The organism is Hydrococcus rivularis NIES-593, from assembly GCF_001904635.1.
Taxonomy (GTDB): domain Bacteria; phylum Cyanobacteriota; class Cyanobacteriia; order Cyanobacteriales; family Microcystaceae; genus Hydrococcus; species Hydrococcus rivularis.
In genome coordinates this window covers 1-17,035 of record NZ_MRCB01000013.1, presented here as the reverse complement: position 1 = coordinate 17,035, position 17,035 = coordinate 1, and the positions used below count along the sequence as shown (strand labels likewise).

General features: G+C 45.9%; 15 protein-coding genes. 6 read left to right on the top strand and 9 right to left on the bottom strand.

The genetic code is table 11. The features are described 5' to 3' along the window. Positions 1-66: 66 nt before the first annotated feature. The 3 genes from NIES593_RS12100 to NIES593_RS12090 all read right to left on the bottom strand — a co-directional run bounded on the left by NIES593_RS12100 (position 67) and on the right by NIES593_RS12090 (position 4,243). On the bottom strand, positions 67-672 hold the full coding sequence (locus tag NIES593_RS12100; protein ID WP_073599825.1) for a 50S ribosomal protein L25/general stress protein Ctc: 606 nt from the start codon (positions 670-672) through the stop codon (positions 67-69). Between the two features lie 69 nt (positions 673-741). Then, positions 742-2,082 (bottom strand): adenylosuccinate synthase, encoded by a 1,341-nt coding sequence (locus NIES593_RS12095; protein WP_073599824.1) that lies wholly within the window; start codon positions 2,080-2,082, stop codon positions 742-744. 91 nt (positions 2,083-2,173) lie between these two features. Next, positions 2,174-4,243, bottom strand: a complete 2,070-nt coding sequence (locus NIES593_RS12090) for a DNA polymerase III subunit gamma/tau (RefSeq protein WP_073599823.1) — start codon at positions 4,241-4,243, stop codon at positions 2,174-2,176. A 693-nt stretch (positions 4,244-4,936) separates the two neighbouring features. Here NIES593_RS12090 and NIES593_RS24140 point away from each other — a divergent pair. Continuing rightward, entirely contained in the window at positions 4,937-5,089 is a 153-nt protein-coding gene (locus NIES593_RS24140) for a hypothetical protein (protein WP_175561114.1), read from the top strand. A 516-nt stretch (positions 5,090-5,605) separates the two neighbouring features. Here NIES593_RS24140 and NIES593_RS12085 read toward each other — a convergent pair. Beyond that, on the bottom strand, positions 5,606-6,046 hold the full coding sequence (locus tag NIES593_RS12085; RefSeq protein WP_073599822.1) for a hypothetical protein: 441 nt from the start codon (positions 6,044-6,046) through the stop codon (positions 5,606-5,608). Between the two features lie 99 nt (positions 6,047-6,145). Next, entirely contained in the window at positions 6,146-6,526 is a 381-nt protein-coding gene (locus tag NIES593_RS12080) for a phasin family protein (protein ID WP_073599821.1), read from the bottom strand. A 155-nt stretch (positions 6,527-6,681) separates the two neighbouring features. On the opposite strand from NIES593_RS12080, the gene gcvH reads away from it, so the two are divergent. Both gcvH and gcvP read left to right on the top strand, forming a co-directional pair. Beyond that, positions 6,682-7,077: a glycine cleavage system protein GcvH gene (gene gcvH, locus NIES593_RS12075; RefSeq protein ID WP_073599820.1), complete on the top strand. Its 396-nt coding sequence runs from the start codon at positions 6,682-6,684 to the stop codon at positions 7,075-7,077. Positions 7,078-7,159: 82 nt separating this feature from the next. Then, positions 7,160-10,123, top strand: a complete 2,964-nt coding sequence (gcvP, locus tag NIES593_RS12070) for an aminomethyl-transferring glycine dehydrogenase (RefSeq protein WP_073599819.1) — start codon at positions 7,160-7,162, stop codon at positions 10,121-10,123. 74 nt (positions 10,124-10,197) lie between these two features. On the opposite strand, the gene pgeF is transcribed toward gcvP, so the two are convergent. Together pgeF and NIES593_RS12060 are read right to left on the bottom strand one after the other, a co-directional pair. Then, positions 10,198-11,058, bottom strand: a complete 861-nt coding sequence (gene pgeF, locus NIES593_RS12065) for a peptidoglycan editing factor PgeF (RefSeq protein ID WP_073599818.1) — start codon at positions 11,056-11,058, stop codon at positions 10,198-10,200. A gap of 253 nt (positions 11,059-11,311) precedes the next feature. Next, positions 11,312-11,533: a Nif11-like leader peptide family natural product precursor gene (locus tag NIES593_RS12060; RefSeq protein ID WP_015145534.1), complete on the bottom strand. Its 222-nt coding sequence runs from the start codon at positions 11,531-11,533 to the stop codon at positions 11,312-11,314. Between the two features lie 381 nt (positions 11,534-11,914). On the opposite strand from NIES593_RS12060, the gene NIES593_RS12055 reads away from it, so the two are divergent. Then, complete coding sequence (locus NIES593_RS12055) at positions 11,915-12,817, top strand: alpha/beta fold hydrolase (protein WP_073599817.1); 903 nt, start codon at positions 11,915-11,917, stop codon at positions 12,815-12,817. 14 nt (positions 12,818-12,831) lie between these two features. On the opposite strand, the gene NIES593_RS12050 is transcribed toward NIES593_RS12055, so the two are convergent. Beyond that, a complete protein-coding gene (locus NIES593_RS12050) occupies positions 12,832-14,244 on the bottom strand; it encodes a family 10 glycosylhydrolase (RefSeq protein ID WP_073599816.1) in 1,413 nt (470 codons plus the stop codon). Between the two features lie 426 nt (positions 14,245-14,670). Beyond that, entirely contained in the window at positions 14,671-15,834 is a 1,164-nt protein-coding gene (gene recF / locus NIES593_RS12045; RefSeq protein WP_073599815.1) for a DNA replication/repair protein RecF, read from the bottom strand. A gap of 98 nt (positions 15,835-15,932) precedes the next feature. Here recF and crcB point away from each other — a divergent pair, with 98 nt between their 5' ends. Continuing rightward, entirely contained in the window at positions 15,933-16,388 is a 456-nt protein-coding gene (gene crcB, locus NIES593_RS12040; RefSeq protein WP_073599814.1) for a fluoride efflux transporter CrcB, read from the top strand. Positions 16,389-16,566: 178 nt separating this feature from the next. Continuing rightward, positions 16,567-16,929, top strand: a complete 363-nt coding sequence (locus tag NIES593_RS12035) for a DUF190 domain-containing protein (protein ID WP_073599813.1) — start codon at positions 16,567-16,569, stop codon at positions 16,927-16,929. Positions 16,930-17,035 lie beyond the last annotated feature (106 nt).

Sequence of the window (17,035 nt, the reverse complement as noted above, 5' to 3'; positions counted from 1 at the left end):
GAATAAAGTGCAAAAAAACCAGGGAGACGGATGTGCCCTGGTTTGAGAAAGAAATAACGAGAAACGTTAGGATTCCTTAGTTGCTTCTTCAGCTGCGACTGGTACTTCCTCTGCCATGACAGCGGGAGCAAGAATGGAGAGAACCGTTGCATTGGGATCGTCTGTTGCGACTACTCCTTCTGGCAAGGCTAGATCGCTCACTTGCAAGTTGTCTCCAATATTGAGCTTGGAAATATCGATCTCGATAGATGCTGGGATGCGATCGGGAGCGCATTTTACCGTTAATTCGGTCAGGATTTGCTCGAGAACTCCTCCCTGTTTGACTCCGGGTGCATCTCCAACTGGGTTGAGAGGCACCGTCACCTCAATGCTGGCGTGAGCAGCAACCGAGAAAAAGCTGAGATGGTAAAGCGTTTTTTTCCAAGGATGAGCTTGAACCTCTCTGATCAAGACTTTTCCATTCCAAGGGAGATCGGGAATTTGAAGGTCAACTAAGGTATTGTTGACAGAAGCTCGTCGAAGTAAAAAATATGCGTCTTTCTCGTTGATAGTTAAAGAGACAGATTCGGCACCTTTGTGTCCGTATAAAGCAGCAGGAATCAATCCTTGACGGCGAAGTGCGTTTGGTTTACTGCCTTCTGGTCTTTTGCGACATTCAACTGTAACTGACATAGGATTCAATAGTTAGTAGTAGTTAGTAGTTAGTAGTTAGTTGGTAGTTAGCTAGTAACCAATCGCTGATTACTGCTTACTGATTACTGGCGTGCCATTGGCATCGAGCAAGGCTCGTTTTGGTCCGTGGATTGGATCTTCTACGATAATGGTTTGGTCGCGGCTGGCGCCAAGAGAGACGATCGCGATCGGGACTGCCATCAATTCGGCAAGACGTTTAAGATAGCTCAAAGCCTGTTTGGGCAAGTCATCTAGAGAACGACAATGAGCCGTGGGCTGCTTCCAACCCGGTAAAGTTTCATAAATGGGCTTACAGCGAGCAAATTGACTGGCATTGCTGGGGAAGTGATGGCAAGTTTCGCCATCTAACTCGTAGGCGACGCAGACTTTGATTTCGTCTAATGCGTCGAGAACGTCCAACTTAGTGATCGCCAGACAATCTAACCCGTTGATCCGTACCGCGTAGCGACCGATTACTGCATCGAACCAACCGCAACGGCGGCGGCGACCCGTGGTCGTGCCGAATTCAGCCCCGCGATCGCACAACAGTTGACCGACTTCGTCATTGAGTTCGCTGGGAAAAGGGCCTTCTCCCACGCGAGTCGTGTAAGCTTTGGCTACGCCGATCACTCGGTCGATCGCGGTAGGACCGATCCCCGCTCCCACGCATGCGCCACCTGCAACTGGATTGGAGGAGGTGACATAGGGATAGGTTCCGTGGTCTAAATCCAGGAGGGTGCCTTGTGCCCCCTCAAATAGTATATTCTTTCGTTTCTCGATCGCCTCGTAGATTTTGAGCGAACTATCGATCGCATAGGGACGCAGCCGTTCTGCATAGCCGATATATTCTTTGATGACGGCTTCTGGGTCTAAAGGCGGGAGATTATACAGTTTTTCTAAAATGACATTTTTATAGTTAATCGTCCACTCCAGCTTCTGCCGCAGGTCGTCCTTATCCATCAGGTCTATGACCCGAATTCCGATACGTTCTGACTTGTCGGCATAGGTCGGTCCGATGCCTCTTCCGGTCGTACCGATTTTGCGATCGCCTCGGCGTTCCTCCGATGCCTTGTCTATAATTCGATGGTAAGGCATCGTGACGTGGGCAGTTTGGGAAATCATCAAATTGCTAGTCGAGACTCCCAACGCTTCGAGGCGATCGATTTCTTCGAGTACTACTTGCGGGTCGATTACTGTCCCAGAGCCGATGATGCACTCGGTATCGGGATACAATATACCAGAAGGGATTAAGTGCAGTTTAAAGGTTTGCCCTCGGACGACAATCGTATGTCCCGCGTTGACTCCGCCTTGAGAACGCACGACTACATCTGCCGACCGACTCAACAAGTCTGTTATTTTACCTTTTCCTTCATCGCCCCATTGGGCACCAATTACAATAACGTTAGCCAAGAGCTTATTAAATAAGTTTAAAGTTCACACAAACTACAATTATCTCTAGCTGAGGTCGTGAGTGTCAACTTTTCTGGGAGAAGAATTCAGCTCAAAAGGGAATGTCATCTTCCTCGGTGAAATGGCTTAAATCCAGTCGCTGTGGGTTCGGGGAGGATTCTTCTAAATTCGGCTTGGTTTCTTGAGGGGGTTGGGAAACCCGAAGATTTGCTGCTTTCTCATTAGTTGTGGGAAATTCGTCATTGATAGGGCGATCCAAGCGGACGATTTCTCCCTCAAAACACTTAGCTAAGCTTTCAGCCGCTTTCTGAAGCGCATCTTCGCCAGAAAACTCTAAAGTCGAACCATTCTCTATTGCAAGAGATTGGGAAATACCAAGAGAACCAGGTTGAGTTTCCTTCCTGCCATTATTATTGATGCTCTGCTCGGATCTGACAGGAGAAAGAGACTGTTGCTGCGATATTTTTTTGGGTTGGGCTGCTGTTGGTTGGCTTATCGGTTGCGATTCTATAATTTTTGAGGACTCATTGGCAGTCGAACTTGAGGAATGGCGATTTTCCCCATTTTCCTTTCTTCCCATCCCCGCGTCAGGATTAGATAACGCTTCTGAATGGGACTCAGGAGCCATTGGTGCTGCGACTTGAAAATGAACCTTAATTCGATAGTGACAAACAGCCTGAAAAGCTGCTTCAATCTCGGTCAGTTTATCTCTCGCCAGTCCGAGTAAACGCTCGTTTTTAACTCCAATCCAAGCGACGTTTTCGTCTAAACTTATTAGATGACAATGGGAACGGAGCAAAGCTTGGGTAAATATTTGCAGGCGCTCTAATAACGCTTGCCAAATTTGCGTTTGAGAAATTGAGTCGGCAACGGGAACTGGCGCAGCAGGGGAGTCTATTGCTTGAGGTGCGGAAGTGGGTAATTGCGATCGCGGTTTTTCCTGTGGTGGCTTGGATGGAGTCGTTGCCATAGAATTGCTAGCAGAAGGCTGTAACTGCGTTGCTCGACGAGAGAACGCGACTTCTGAATTAATAATAGGTGCTTGCCCTCCGACGGATATCTCCCGACGATAAGCAGAAGGCAATAGTCCCAGTAAGGTAACTTCCAGCCACAGGCGCGGTTGAGTGGTGTTTTTTAGTTGTGCCTCGCTGTCTTTGAGGTGCTGTTGTCCTCGCAAAATTGCGTCCAATTCCCAGCGTTGCGCTTCCTGGCACAATTGCTGCCAAGTTGACGAGGTAGCGGCAACCATATCGGGACGGTTGGGTGCAGTTTTGGCAATGAGAAGATTGAGGTAAAAATTGGCTAAATTTTGCAAGATAACTAAGGGTTCTCGACCTCGGTTCATTAAGTGGCGGCATTGTTCTAAGACCGCTTCTGCGCTATCTGAAGCGATCGCGCCGAGCAACTTGAGTAAATCCCTTTCGGCGACAGAACCGACTAAATCCCAAACGCGATCGGGGGTAATTTTACCCGACAATAAACTCAATTGATCCAACAGACTTTGAGCATCTCTCAATCCGCCATTGGCAATTTGTGCGACTAAGGTAATCGCTTCGTCATTAATCTCGATATTTTCTTGGTTGGCAATGTACTTTAGATGGGCTACCATCGACTCTAAAGGAATCCGCCGAAAATCAAAGCGCTGGCAGCGAGAGATAATGGTGGGCAAAACTCGCTGGGGATCGGTGGTGGCAAGGATAAAGATTACCCGTTCTGGCGGTTCTTCTAAGGTTTTTAGCAAGGCATTAAACGCGGCAGTGCTGAGCATATGGCATTCATCGATCGCATAAACCTTGTAGCGACACTGTACCGGAGCAAATTGCGCTCTTTCGATGAGATCGCGGATGTGATCGACTCCCGTATTACTAGCTGCGTCAATCTCGATCGCGTCTAGTGCCGAACCTCGCGCGATCGCCCGACAAACCTCGCATTTTCCGCATGGCGTTGGCGTTGGTCGCTCGCTTGACAGACAATTGAGAGATTTCGTCAAAATTCTTGCTGAAGATGTCTTCCCCGTTCCCCTCGGTCCCGCAAATAGATAGGCAGGCGCAATTCGTTGGCTGACAATGGCATTGGTCAAGGTAGTCGCGATCGCTTCCTGTCCCACTAGGTCAGCAAAGGTTTGAGGGCGGTATTTGTGATGCAGAGGTTCGTAAGCCATATATCAGTGACCAGCGATCGCTAACCAGTTATATCAAATCCATTTAATTAGTCATAATATGTAGTGCGACCAACAGGAGTCGCGAGCGAGACTTGTTATTGTGGGCGTTCAACCGGTGTTATCTACTCACGGGGGAGTTCTATTATCCTACGTACCATCCCGCAATAGATCGGAACAAATGTATTATATCAAGGGCATCTTAAAGCTCAAAAAAAAACCCCAGTTTGCACCGAGGTTAGGATAGGAGAACTCAATGTCAATGGGAGATAACCAAACTATGAACCCTTTGCTCAAGCTTAAGGAATTTAAGCTCCAAGTAAGGTTATTGCCATATTATAAACAAAAGTAACGATTTTGTTACGAAATGTCTATGGCGGTTGACAAATTGCGTTTCTTGTATGTAAAACTTGCGATCGATCGCTTATCCTTAAGTTCCTTAAGTGAAGTCCATCAAGCTTAAAACTACATATAACTTCGTAAAAATACAAACAAGCGACAGGAAAAAACAAAGTAATCTAACAATCCTTCAATAATTATTTCGATTGGGTGTCAATCTTTAATTCGATCGAGATAATCAGATAATCAAGGGTAAGTAGAGACTGAATTCAAGGGTAAGTAGAGACTGAATTAATTTCTTCTCTTCATCCACCAAAGTTTAATCAAAGTTCTCAAGCAAAATAGGAGGGAAAGAATATGACTATTACCAATTTTTTACAAAACTTCGTTCAATATCTTACAGAAGCATTTGCTCGAATTTTTGGTCCCAATGACGATGAATATCCTAACATTGGTTTACAACCGTTTGAAGGAGAACCTTACGAGCAAGCTTCAGAAACAGAGTGGTGAAAGTTAAAAATCTAAAAGACAGATTTACGGAATTTTTGGGTAACCTAAATTAGGTGGAGGAATTTATTTATCTCCACCAATTCTATTATTTTTGGTCTAGCGATCGCGGCTTCTATTTGAAAAAACTATTTAGATAAACACCTTGGATAATACTATCCAAGGTGTTTTAAGTTTTAAGTATTTATTGATTATGTTATCTTTAGCTAGCTAAAACAGGGGTTGACACGTTTGCTATCTACGACCGTTCTGATAGAGAGTTTAGTCTCCCTTCGATAGCAATAAAGTGGAGGAAGCGATAAAAACTCCACACCGCCTTTGTAAGGTTTGTTTATTATCTCCACCGCCTACACGTTTGACATCGCTCTCCTTCAACGTATAGTAAGGGAACACAACGGCAAAACTTCCCTACGGTGCTTTTACATCCTATTATCGAAGTAACTCGCTCTTCTACCATCAATCTTAAGTCAGATTCAAAAATCTCGATCCATGAGTTACAAAATATGAATTAAAAAAATCTTATTGAATATTTTCCCAATCAGGGCAATTGCGATCGTCCCAACCGTAAGGATGCATTCCACAGACAAGTAAATTTTCTCCGTATACTCGACCATGATAGTGGCGACACCCGATACATGCAGGGTGAGTTTCTAAAGAAGGTTCTATTTTGGGATTGAATGTTAATCCGAACTCTTCTAAACTTTCTTGGAAAATCCAATCCTCATCCTCGTTAAAAAGTAGGTCTAATCTTTCTGAGAAAAAAAACTCATTTTCACAATCGATTGCCACTTCTAAAAAATCCTGACAATTGTGCAAAAACTGCGCTAAGGTGCTTTCTATCTCGTTTTTGACTTGTTCGGCAACATCGATCGTTTCCTGACTAACATCTTGGAAAAATCGGTCGATGGCATCTGCCGTACTCTCTAGCAATTTCCAAACATCTTTTTGCCAGTCTTCCATGGACAATCTCTGAATAAAAAATTAAACATTTTAGAGGCGAGAAAGAGAAACTTTTCTCTCTCAAAAACTATCGAATCTAAGCGGGCAAAATTGAGCAACTTAGCTATCGCGTCTAAGCTTGCTCAGTTCCTCTTGAAGGGATTGCACCTGTCGGCGTAAAGCATCTAGATCTTCTGTTTCAGATTGTTGCGATTCCTCATCTTCGACAACAATTTCAATCGGACGAGGTTCTCTAGACTTAGATTCAGACCTTTCTGACTCACGGATGGACTGTTGCTGTTGAGCTTGTTTAATCATGTCATCAACGTATTTGCGTGCCTCTTCTGTGGTCATCTCACCTCGCTCCACCATCTCGTCTGCGAGCTTTTGAGCTTGAGTCTTTAGCTCAGCTAAAGTACTGCCTGCTTTTTCAGCAGTGTAGGAAGCGAGTCCTACACCCAGATAAAATGCTTTTTGAACGATGTCTCCAAGACCAGCCATAAATAAAATTAAACTATAAACTTGATAAGTCCTTATACTTCTAAGGATAAGAGACAAAAAAGGAAAGTGACTACCCAAGCGAGGAAAACAAAATCTAATAACTGATAGCAAAGACATTGTAAACTAAGCTTTGCTGCGGATTTAGAGGATAGAAAATGGAACTAGAATATCCAGACGATCTCAGATATCTCGACTCTCATGAATACGTTCGTCTAGAAGGCGAAATCGCTACCATTGGCATCAGTGCCTTTGCCATCGATCAACTCGGCGATATCGTTCTTCTAGAATTGCCAGAAGTTGGCGAGACGCTAAAAGTTGGCGAAAGCTTCGGTACGATTGAATCAGTTAAAGCTGTTGAGGATTTATATCCTCCCGTCTCTGGTACAGTAATCGAACGAAACGACGCTATGGTTCAATCGCCAGAACTCGTTGCTGACGATCCTTATGGCGAAGGATGGTTATTAAAAGTTCGAGTAAGCGATCCCGACACGGCACTTGCCCACACGCTATCTGCGGACGAGTATCGATCGCACGTCGAAGGCGAATCTTAATTTTGTTACAAAATAATAAAGAGGTAGCGCTAGGATCGATCCTGGCAACACCCGACAACCCTTATAGCAATTCGTCCTAGATATGCCTAATTTGGAGATCGCAGTCGATCGACAGACAAATCAACGACAACACCCTTTATCACCAGAAACTTCCTTAGCGCCTACCGATTCATTTGTCAAACGGCACATTGGTCCGAGTTCGAATGAAATCGAGCAAATGCTTGAAGTCTTGGGATTTTCCTCCCTAGAGCAGCTCATCGAAAAAACCGTCCCGGCAGCGATTCGACTCGCTCAACCCCTGCAATTACCGGAGGCACAAAGTGAATACGCGGCTTTGGCGCAGTTGAAGTCCATTGCCTCCAAAAACCAGATTTTCCGCTCGTATATCGGCATGGGATATTATGATTGCATCATCCCACCCGTCATCGAGCGCAATATTTTAGAAAATCCTGGTTGGTATACCGCTTACACCCCTTATCAAGCAGAAATTGCCCAGGGACGGCTAGAAGCTCTGTTGAATTTCCAAACCATGATTATCGAACTGACAGGTTTGGAAATTGCTAATGCCTCTTTGCTCGATGAAGGGACAGCCGCCGCCGAAGCGATGAGCATGAGCTATGGGTTGTCAAAAAAGGGGGCAAATGCCTTTTTCGTCTCTAGTAGCTGTCATCCCCAAACTATCGAAGTCGTCAAAACTCGTGCTAACCCTCTAGGCATTGAGGTTATTGTCGGAGATCATCGTCTTTTTAACTTCGAGAGACCCGTCTTTGGCGTACTCCTCCAGTATCCAGCTACCGATGGCACTATCTATAACTATCGCGAATTTATTAACAAGGCGCACGAAGCTGGCGCTTTAGTCACAGTAGCTGCCGATCTTCTCAGTCTAGCGCTACTGACTCCTCCTGGCGAATTTGGGGCAGACATTGCCGTCGGAAACACGCAACGCTTTGGCGTGCCGTTAGGATATGGCGGCCCTCATGCTGCTTACTTCGCGACCAAAGAGGAATATAAACGTCAGATTCCAGGGCGTATCGTTGGGGTTTCCAAAGATGCGCAGGGCAAGCCAGCTTTGCGATTGGCACTGCAAACGCGGGAACAGCACATTCGTCGGGATAAAGCTACCAGTAATATTTGTACTGCCCAAGTCCTATTGGCAGTTATAGCTTCTATGTATGCCGTCTATCACGGTTCCGAAGGGATTAGAAAGATTGCCCAACGAGTCCATCGGTTGGCGGTCATCCTGGCAGAAGGATTAAAGCGTCTTGACTACAAGATCGAATCAGAACCGTTCTTCGATACCCTACGAGTTGGCGTAGGCAATGGTAAGGCAAGGGCAATTATTAGGGCGGCAGAAGCTCGTCAGATTAATCTACGCTACTTCGATGAAGACTCAATCGGCATTAGCCTAGATGAAACTACGACAGTACCAGATTTAATCGATCTATGGCAAATTTTTGCACGCCAGGAAGCGTTGCCCTTCTCGCTAGAAGAATTGCTGCAAGAGGCAGAATTTGAATTTCCGGCAACTTTTACCCGGACTAGCAGCTATCTGACCGATCCCGTTTTTAATCGCTATCATTCGGAGACAGAATTGCTGCGTTACCTGCATCGTCTAGAAAGCAAGGATTTGGCTCTCAATACGTCGATGATTCCTTTGGGTTCGTGTACGATGAAGCTGAATGCGACCGCTGAGATGATGCCCGTAACTTGGGCGGAATTTGGTAAGCTGCATCCTTTTGTGCCGCTAACGCAAGCCGAAGGCTATCAGATCCTCTTCCAACAGTTGGAAAGCTGGCTAGCTGAAATTACTGGCTTTGATGGCATTTCTCTACAACCGAATGCCGGATCTCAAGGAGAGTATGCGGGACTGCAAGTCATTCGCAAGTATCACCAAACCAGAGGGGAAGGACATCGCAATATATGCTTGATTCCCGAATCCGCCCACGGAACCAATCCGGCTAGTGCGGTGATGTGCGGGATGAAGGTAGTAGCGGTAAACTGCGATCGCGATGGGAATATCGATCTTGACGACCTCAAGGCCAAAGCCGACAAGCATCGCGATAATCTCGCTGCCTTGATGGTTACATATCCCTCTACCCACGGCGTATTTGAGGAAGGGATTGTCGAAATCTGCGAGATCGTCCACCGTCACGGCGGACAAGTGTACATGGATGGGGCAAATATGAATGCCCAAGTGGGATTGTGCCGTCCTGCGGATTTTGGTGCCGATGTCTGTCACCTCAATTTGCACAAAACCTTCTGCATTCCCCACGGCGGCGGCGGTCCCGGCATGGGTCCGATTGGCGTAAAGGCTCATCTCGTCCCCTTCTTACCCGAAATATCCGTCGGAACGAACGGTTATCTGTTTGAAAACAACAGCAATGACCAGCCTAAACAATCGATTGGCGCGATTTCTGCTGCCCCTTGGGGAAGTTCGAGCATTCTGACGATTTCCTGGATGTATATCGCCATGATGGGGTCGCAAGGACTGACAGAAGCAACTAAAGTGGCGATTCTCAATGCTAACTATATCGCCCATCGTCTCGCATCTTACTATCCCGTCCTGTTTAAAGGCAAGGAGGGGACAGTCGCCCACGAATGCGTAATCGATTTGCGCCCCCTCAAGAAACAGGCAGGCATTCAGGTGGAAGATGTCGCTAAGCGACTAATGGACTATGGCTTCCATGCGCCTACCGTTTCTTGGCCCGTACCGGGAACGATGATGGTAGAACCGACAGAGAGCGAGTCTAAGGATGAATTAGACCGATTCTGCGATGCAATGATTGCTATTTATCAGGAAGTCGAAGCCATTGCCCAGGGCAAGATCGATCCCGAAAATAATCCCCTCAAAAATGCGCCCCATACGGCAGAAGTGCTGATTGCAGGGGAATGGAATCGTCCCTATTCCCGCGAACAAGCTGCTTATCCCGCACCTTGGACAAAAGAATACAAATTCTGGCCGCCTGTAGGACGAATCGATAATGCCTACGGAGACAGAAATTTAGTTTGTTCTTGCGAGGGTATGGAGGCATACAAGGAAGGGTAAAAACCGCATGGGTGGGCAATGCCCCACCCAACTAGCTAGAGAAAATTAACCAAATTTATCATTCCATCCATTACCTATCTGTTGCCGGATTTGAGAGAATTGGTATTACTGACAATTCCCGACCATTGAACTTTCTTCGCTTTGGTGCGACGATAGGAAAAGAAATATTCTGGGTGCTGATAAGTGCACTGAGGCGCGATCGCGATTTGTTCGGGACGAATACCCAGTTCGATTAGCTGAAGATAATTGACTCTGCGCACGTCTAAACGCACTCGTCCTGGATGGGGATCGTCGAGGATAGGCGGATCGGGAAGGCTCTTGAGAGCCGCTAAAATTGCATCTGGGGGATCGGCAAGCTCTTTTGAAATCAAACTCGCTCCCACCTCAGCGCCAACCTGTTCTGAGACTTGGTAAACCACACCCGCGATCGCTGGTCCGAGAGCAATGCGGAGGTTTTCTAGAGCGCTTCCATATTCGACAAAACGAGCGATCGCTTCTGGCACGATCCGCTGCGCCGTTCCCCGCCAACCCGCATGAATTGCCGATACCATACCCGTCTGTCCGTCGCCAATAAGCACTGGCGTACAGTCTGCGCTCGCCACCCAAATGGCTTGCTGGAGGCGATCGCTTAAGATTCCATCGGCAGGAGGAAATCTATTTTCTGGAGCTTCTAATTTTTGTTGCCGAATTTCCTGTTCGATTTCTCCGGCTGTTAACACCCGGTTTCCGTGAACTTGCTTGACTCGATATACTTTGGCATCGGGGTTTAAGATTTTTGCTAATGTTTCTGGCCCATTGGGATAAAATTGTTGGGTAAAAAATCCATGCTGCCAGTCTTGCAATAAACTACAGGTTAGATAAGGCAAACCGTTCCAATTTTGCCACTGCCAAGTAGATGCCTGGGTTTGAGTTTCAGGAATTGCCGATACCACAATGTCAACCTCAAGTGTTGCTCAGATCTTATCTATCCTAGTCTAAACTCACACTCGTTGCTTTCGTGGCAAAATTTGGGAAATGCTCGATGCTTCCTCTCTCTTGCTTGCCTTGCGGTAAATAGAACAAATCAGACAAAACTGCGATCGCGTTAACAATAACGAAATCGGGTTTATAGCCGAGCTAGAACTCTCTAAGAGTCTTCTTTGCCGCTACAAACCCGAAACGTTTCTCTAATACAATAAAAGATTAAGTTTATTTCCACCAAATATCCCGTTTGGCTGGATTTCCCGTCCGCTCGAATGAATCGCCAGTTTCTTTCAAAATGGCATCGAGTTCTTCAACGGTAAACACAAAACCATCGGCTACTGCTTGTGCTACAAATTCCTCCTTAGTTTTGATGGCATCATATTTGGCTTGTATATTTTTGTCTTGTCCGCCTGCTTCGAGAAGGGCTACGACATTTTTTTTAGACATTGTTCTGTCCTAATGTTGTCTTCTTCTTTAAGAATAAGAGAATCTTCAATTTGGTAAATGAATTCATTTTGACAAATCAAAGATCTTTAATGAAATTTTAATTTTTTTTTAGATTACTAACTAGAATTAAGAAAAAAAATTGATAAAAAAAGAATAAAAGTTTCAATCAGTTACATATCTTTAGATAGATAATAGCAATTTTCATTAGTCAGGATATACATTCTTCTCCCCTCTCCCAAATAGGGAGAGGGATTGGGGGTGAGGGCGATCGACTAGCTCTGTCATTAATGAATGAAAAATGATATAGGATCGGGAATTTAGTCTCCTACAATCGGATGTAGAGTGACTATTAGCGACGCTATTATCCACAACGAATCAATTATGACAGCCTTATCAAAATCTTCCCCTACATCCGCTAATGCTATCGGCGGTACGGTTGAGCAATATTCGTGGAACTGGCAAGGACAGCCAGTAACGGTTGTTTATGAAACTCTCGGTCAGGGAATGCCAGTCCTGCTACTTCCTGCCTTTAGCACGGTTTCCACGCGCACGGAAATGGGAGAAATTGCGCGATCGCTGGCTTCTCAGTTTCAAGTTGTCGCCCTCGATTGGTTGGGATTCGGTCAATCGGATCGTCCACCTTTAGATTATCAACCAAGCCTTTACCACAAATTGCTACAAGATTTTGTACGCTCCGTCTTCAGCACGCCCGTTATCGTCGTCTCGGCAGGTCATGCAGCGGGCTACGCCTTACAACTGGCAAAAGAACGCCCGGAAACCGTATCCAAATTGATTTTAGTAGCTCCGACTTGGCGAGGTCCTTTGCGGGCGATGGGAGTCCCCAAGGCGATCGCGGGAGGGGTCAGACAATTAGTGCGATCGCCAATTCTGGGAGAAATTCTCTACCAACTCAACACGACCCCATCATTTCTCCGTTTCATGTACAGTCGGCACGTTTATGTCGATTCCACTCGCCTCACCCCGGAATTCATCGCCGAGAAACGAGAAATTACTCAACAACCGGGCGCTCGATTTGCTCCGGCAGCGTTTGTTACCGGGGCGATCGATCCGGTTGAAACTCGCTCGGAGTTCCTAGCTGATATCCAATCGCTATCCATTCCCATTTTGCTAATTCTGGCAGAACAAGCGCCCCCCGTCTCGAAAGGAGACATGGAAGCGATCGCGCGTCTCTCCAAGATTCGGACGGTTCGGCTCCCCGGTACTTTAGGCATTCATGAAGAAAATGCAGCCAGCGTTGCTCAAGCGATCCTGAGTTTTGTTTAGGGTGAGTGGGAAATTTACTGCAACTTACAGAATCGGCGTTCGCGATCGAATTCAGGCTCTATCGAGGGAAAGGCAAAATGACTGACGGAATTTACTTGCGGCAATGCGGCACGGATTCCTTGCATTTGCTCCTCCAGGGAAGGACGGTTATTGTAGCTTCTCCCCCAGAAACCTGCCAGCACCGGAGCGACTAGAGTTTGAGAAGGAGCCATACTCCGCACTCGTTTCACTTGCTCGACAATACAATTGGCATTACCGCAAATCGCATAGGACATGGGGTGCCACTCCATAGATGCGGGAAATTTGTCCCACGCCTGCAAGCGAGAGTCATATCCTCCTCGACCGACGACTTGGTTGGCTTCTGGGAAAAAGACGGCTCCAGCCGGAATCCCTTGGCGTTCGACGTAGTAGGCAGCAAGGGAAACAAAATCAAGTACGCCTTGAGCGGCATGAGCGACGCTGAGCTGCCACAAATCCCAATTTAATTGCTGGACGCTCTCAGAAGACGAGGTGCGCCCTTGCCATGAAGGAGCGCCTTCATCGGGATACATTTTATTGACAGCGGCGACATCGGCGGCAGAGATCCTGCCCCGATCTAAATAGCGCTCGATTAAAGCGCGACCTTTATTGTTTTGTGCTCGATTGTAGAGGGCTTGCCGAGAAGCTTCTCCGAAAATCCACAAGTCCTTTACATCGTCAGCCGCCGATCGCTCTCCCGTTCCGCGCGGATAGCGCACGTAATCGAATAAAACGCCATCGGGTCGTCTTTTGAGAATTTCGACAAGAACCCGCGCGTAGTCTTCTTGTGCTTGCGGATGATAGGGATCGATGAAGGCTTGCGATTGGTCGTCTACTACGGCGATGCTAGTTTCTCCTTGACCGTTGCGGGCAAGGACGTTTTGGCGATCGCGACGCTGGGCGTAAACATACCCAAAATTCATTGTAAACAACCAAGCATAAACTTTTAGCCCCCTTGCTCGCCCTTTTTCAATCGTTTGTGCCAACAAATCGACATTTTCTGCGCCGCGTGCTTTGACTACGGGATCCCAAGAAGTCGGATTGTTAGCAGGAGGCAGCAAGACTTGACTGTCGCCAAAGGTTTCTACATAAACGGCGTTATAGCCTCGGTTGACGATCCGGTCTAAAATGGCATCGATCGCGCCGGGACGCACGTCGCAGGGATAGAGACGCAACCAAATTGCCTGTTCTTGGGGCCAAGTGTTGGCGCGACACTGACGCAACCAATCGGCGTGTTTTTGCACGATCGCTTGGTACTCTTTTTGGGCATTGGCACTGCCTTTGAGCGAGGAGGCGAGGAGAGATTCCTTTTGAGCGATCGCGTCGGCAGAAAATTGACAGTATGCGGTTATTTGGGCGTGAAGGGGTCGAGCCAACCAGCAGCTACTACTAGCAATGGGCACTGTCATCAGAGTACTCAAGAAACGCTTAATTAATAGACTTCTTGCAGAAGTCGGGGAAGGGGGAAAGGGAAAAGGGGAAGGGGTTAATTTTCCCTTTAACCTTTCCCTTTTAAGAAGCATTTGAATCAAATTTTTTGATTTATGCAAAAGGTCTAATGATTTCCCGTTCGCGAATTTTTCTTTTGATGCCACTTTAAACTACATAGCTATTCGCTCTGGTGATTGTATAGTATTTTTGCCATTTCAGCCAGTCGATCGTGTCAACATTTTCCATTACACTTTTGCCATCTTTATCGGTTTTATTTCAAAAACGCTAATCTATGGTTGATTGGGGGTTAGTGGAAATTAAGTATTATAAGGCAGCGATCGCATTTCTTTTTTTTATAGCTTTAGCCTTTCTAGCATTTTTATTATCTTTAAGTCCAATTTATGTTAAGAAAAAACTGAGTTCATAATCTTTCCTGTTTTAACTGAAAAGATTTGAGAAGACTTGAGCCACTGAGCATCAAAAGAATTGAGATGAGTTGTAGTAATCAGAGTCTGGAAACGACCTTGAATCGCATCGAGCAATTGATTTTGACGATTGGGATCGAGTTCTGCTAAAACGTCATCCAAAAGTAACAAAGGCGATTCTCCGATTACTTCCTCAATCAGTTTTAACTCTGCTAGTTTCAAGGCAAGTACTAAAGTTCGTTGTTGTCCTTGAGAACCATAAGATTTCGCTGGCGTTTGATTAATTATCAACTCCACTTCATCCCGATGGGGACCTACTACTGTCGTCCCCAACTGCTGTTCTGCAATTCGACGCTGTTCGATCTTTTCTAGAAAAGCTTGTTGCACGCTTGCTGCATCGTTACCCATGCAAATAATATTGGGGACGTATTTAATCTCTAAAATTTCGGTTTTACCACTAATATTATTGTGCCAAGCTTGAGCGAGAGGAGCAAGTCTTTCTAGCACTCTAGCGCGTCGCCGCGTCACCCGCGAACCTATCTCCGCCAATTGCTTATCCCACAGATCCAATTGCGAAAAATCGCGGTCGATTTTGGCTATTTGAGACTCTTGCGTTTGCGCGGCAGTTTCTTTTTGTCGAATGTCTTTTAAAAGCGCATTTCGCTGCCTGAGAACTTGGTAATACTGATGCAAAATATGAGCATAAATCGGCTCTAATTGAACAAGAAGGGCATCTAACCAATTGCGACGGCATTCTGGGGCGCCTCGTACCAACTCTAAATCTAAACTAGAAAACCGAACTGCGTTGAGAACGCCTAAAAAATCGAGCTGGCGGCGTAAAGGTTCTCCATCGCGTGCTAAGGTACGCCGTCCCGAAGAACGCAATGTGATTGCTAGTTCGGACTGTCCATAATTGCGTTCTAGAGTAGCCAGAATTTGACCTACCCCAGCGCCTTCTAAAATCAAATCGCGATCGCGACTAGCTCGGTGGCTTTTTAAAGTTGACAGCAATTCTACTGCTTCGAGTAGGTTAGACTTTCCCTGAGCATTATTTCCCACCAAAATCGTCTTTTGGGCGTTAAATTCTACCTGCTGGTCTGCATAGTTTCGGAATGCGCGCAGGTGTAAGCTTTTTAAATACATTAAGGAATAATAAGTTAAGATTTGTCGATCGCGTATAATCTAGATTTTATTTTAGATAGATATGGCTCAAAACCTTGCCTCAATTCCAGGAGTTATGAATGCTAGCTAGTTTATTTCACACGTTGCTAGGTGGGTTGAGTAAAACGCTGGGTCTAGTATTTCCATCCGATCCAGTGATTCGTGCTTCTTTTGCAATCAGTCTTGGCTCTATTCCTGGTGCTTTAAGTCGCTACTACCTAACCCTATTCTTGGCTCGCACTTTAGGAACAAGTTTTCCCTTTGGCACGTTTGTTATTAACATTACGGGTGCTTTAGTGATGGGCTTTTTTGTCACCCTAACCCTAGAGCGAACTATCACTTCCCCAGACCTGCGCCTGTTAATTGCTGTAGGCTTTTTGGGATCTTACACCACATTCTCTACCTACGCTTTGGATACTTCTGTCCTCTTACAGTCAGGAAATAAAGGGCTAGCCCTATTTTACTGGTTAGGAAGTGCTGTTTTAGGGTTTTTGAGTCTGGAAATCGGCAGCTTTTTAGCCAGAAAGCTCCCATAAGCGTTTGGAAGCAACTTAATTAATCTCTGTAAATTCCCAACAATCTTTCTCGTTTTTTTTCTCCATAATTGAAATAGATAGATGTTTTTATTACAGACAAAAATCAAAAAACTGTGTGACTTTGTCGATCTGAAATTGTGCGACGCGAATTCAAAAGCAATTTAATGAGAAAGTGACAATGAAGACTTTAGAACGGCTGACAATTTATGTAGGCGAGTCAGATCGGTGGCATGGAAAACCCGTATATCTTGCTTTAGTTGAAAAAGCACAGCAGAGAGGACTCGCGGGAGCGACCGTCACTAGAGGAGTAGTTGGTTATGGAAAGCGGAACCATCACAGTATTCATACTGCCAGAATTCTAGAACTTTCCTCAGATTTGCCAATGGTAATAACAATTATCGATACCGCAGACGCGATCGCTGCCTTCCTTCCCCTAGTACAAGAAATGGTTATGGGAGGAATTGTCGTTCAAGAAACAGTTAGCGTGCCTCACCATGCGCCTGTCTCTAGCGATCATAACGAGAACTATACTAAAACGTGACAAAAAATTAGAGCTTTTCCCATGAACAAGGAAAAGCTCTAATTTTAAAATTTAACCTGGCATCGAACTATTGTCCCAGTCAGCGACCCGACCAGTATCTTCGCCG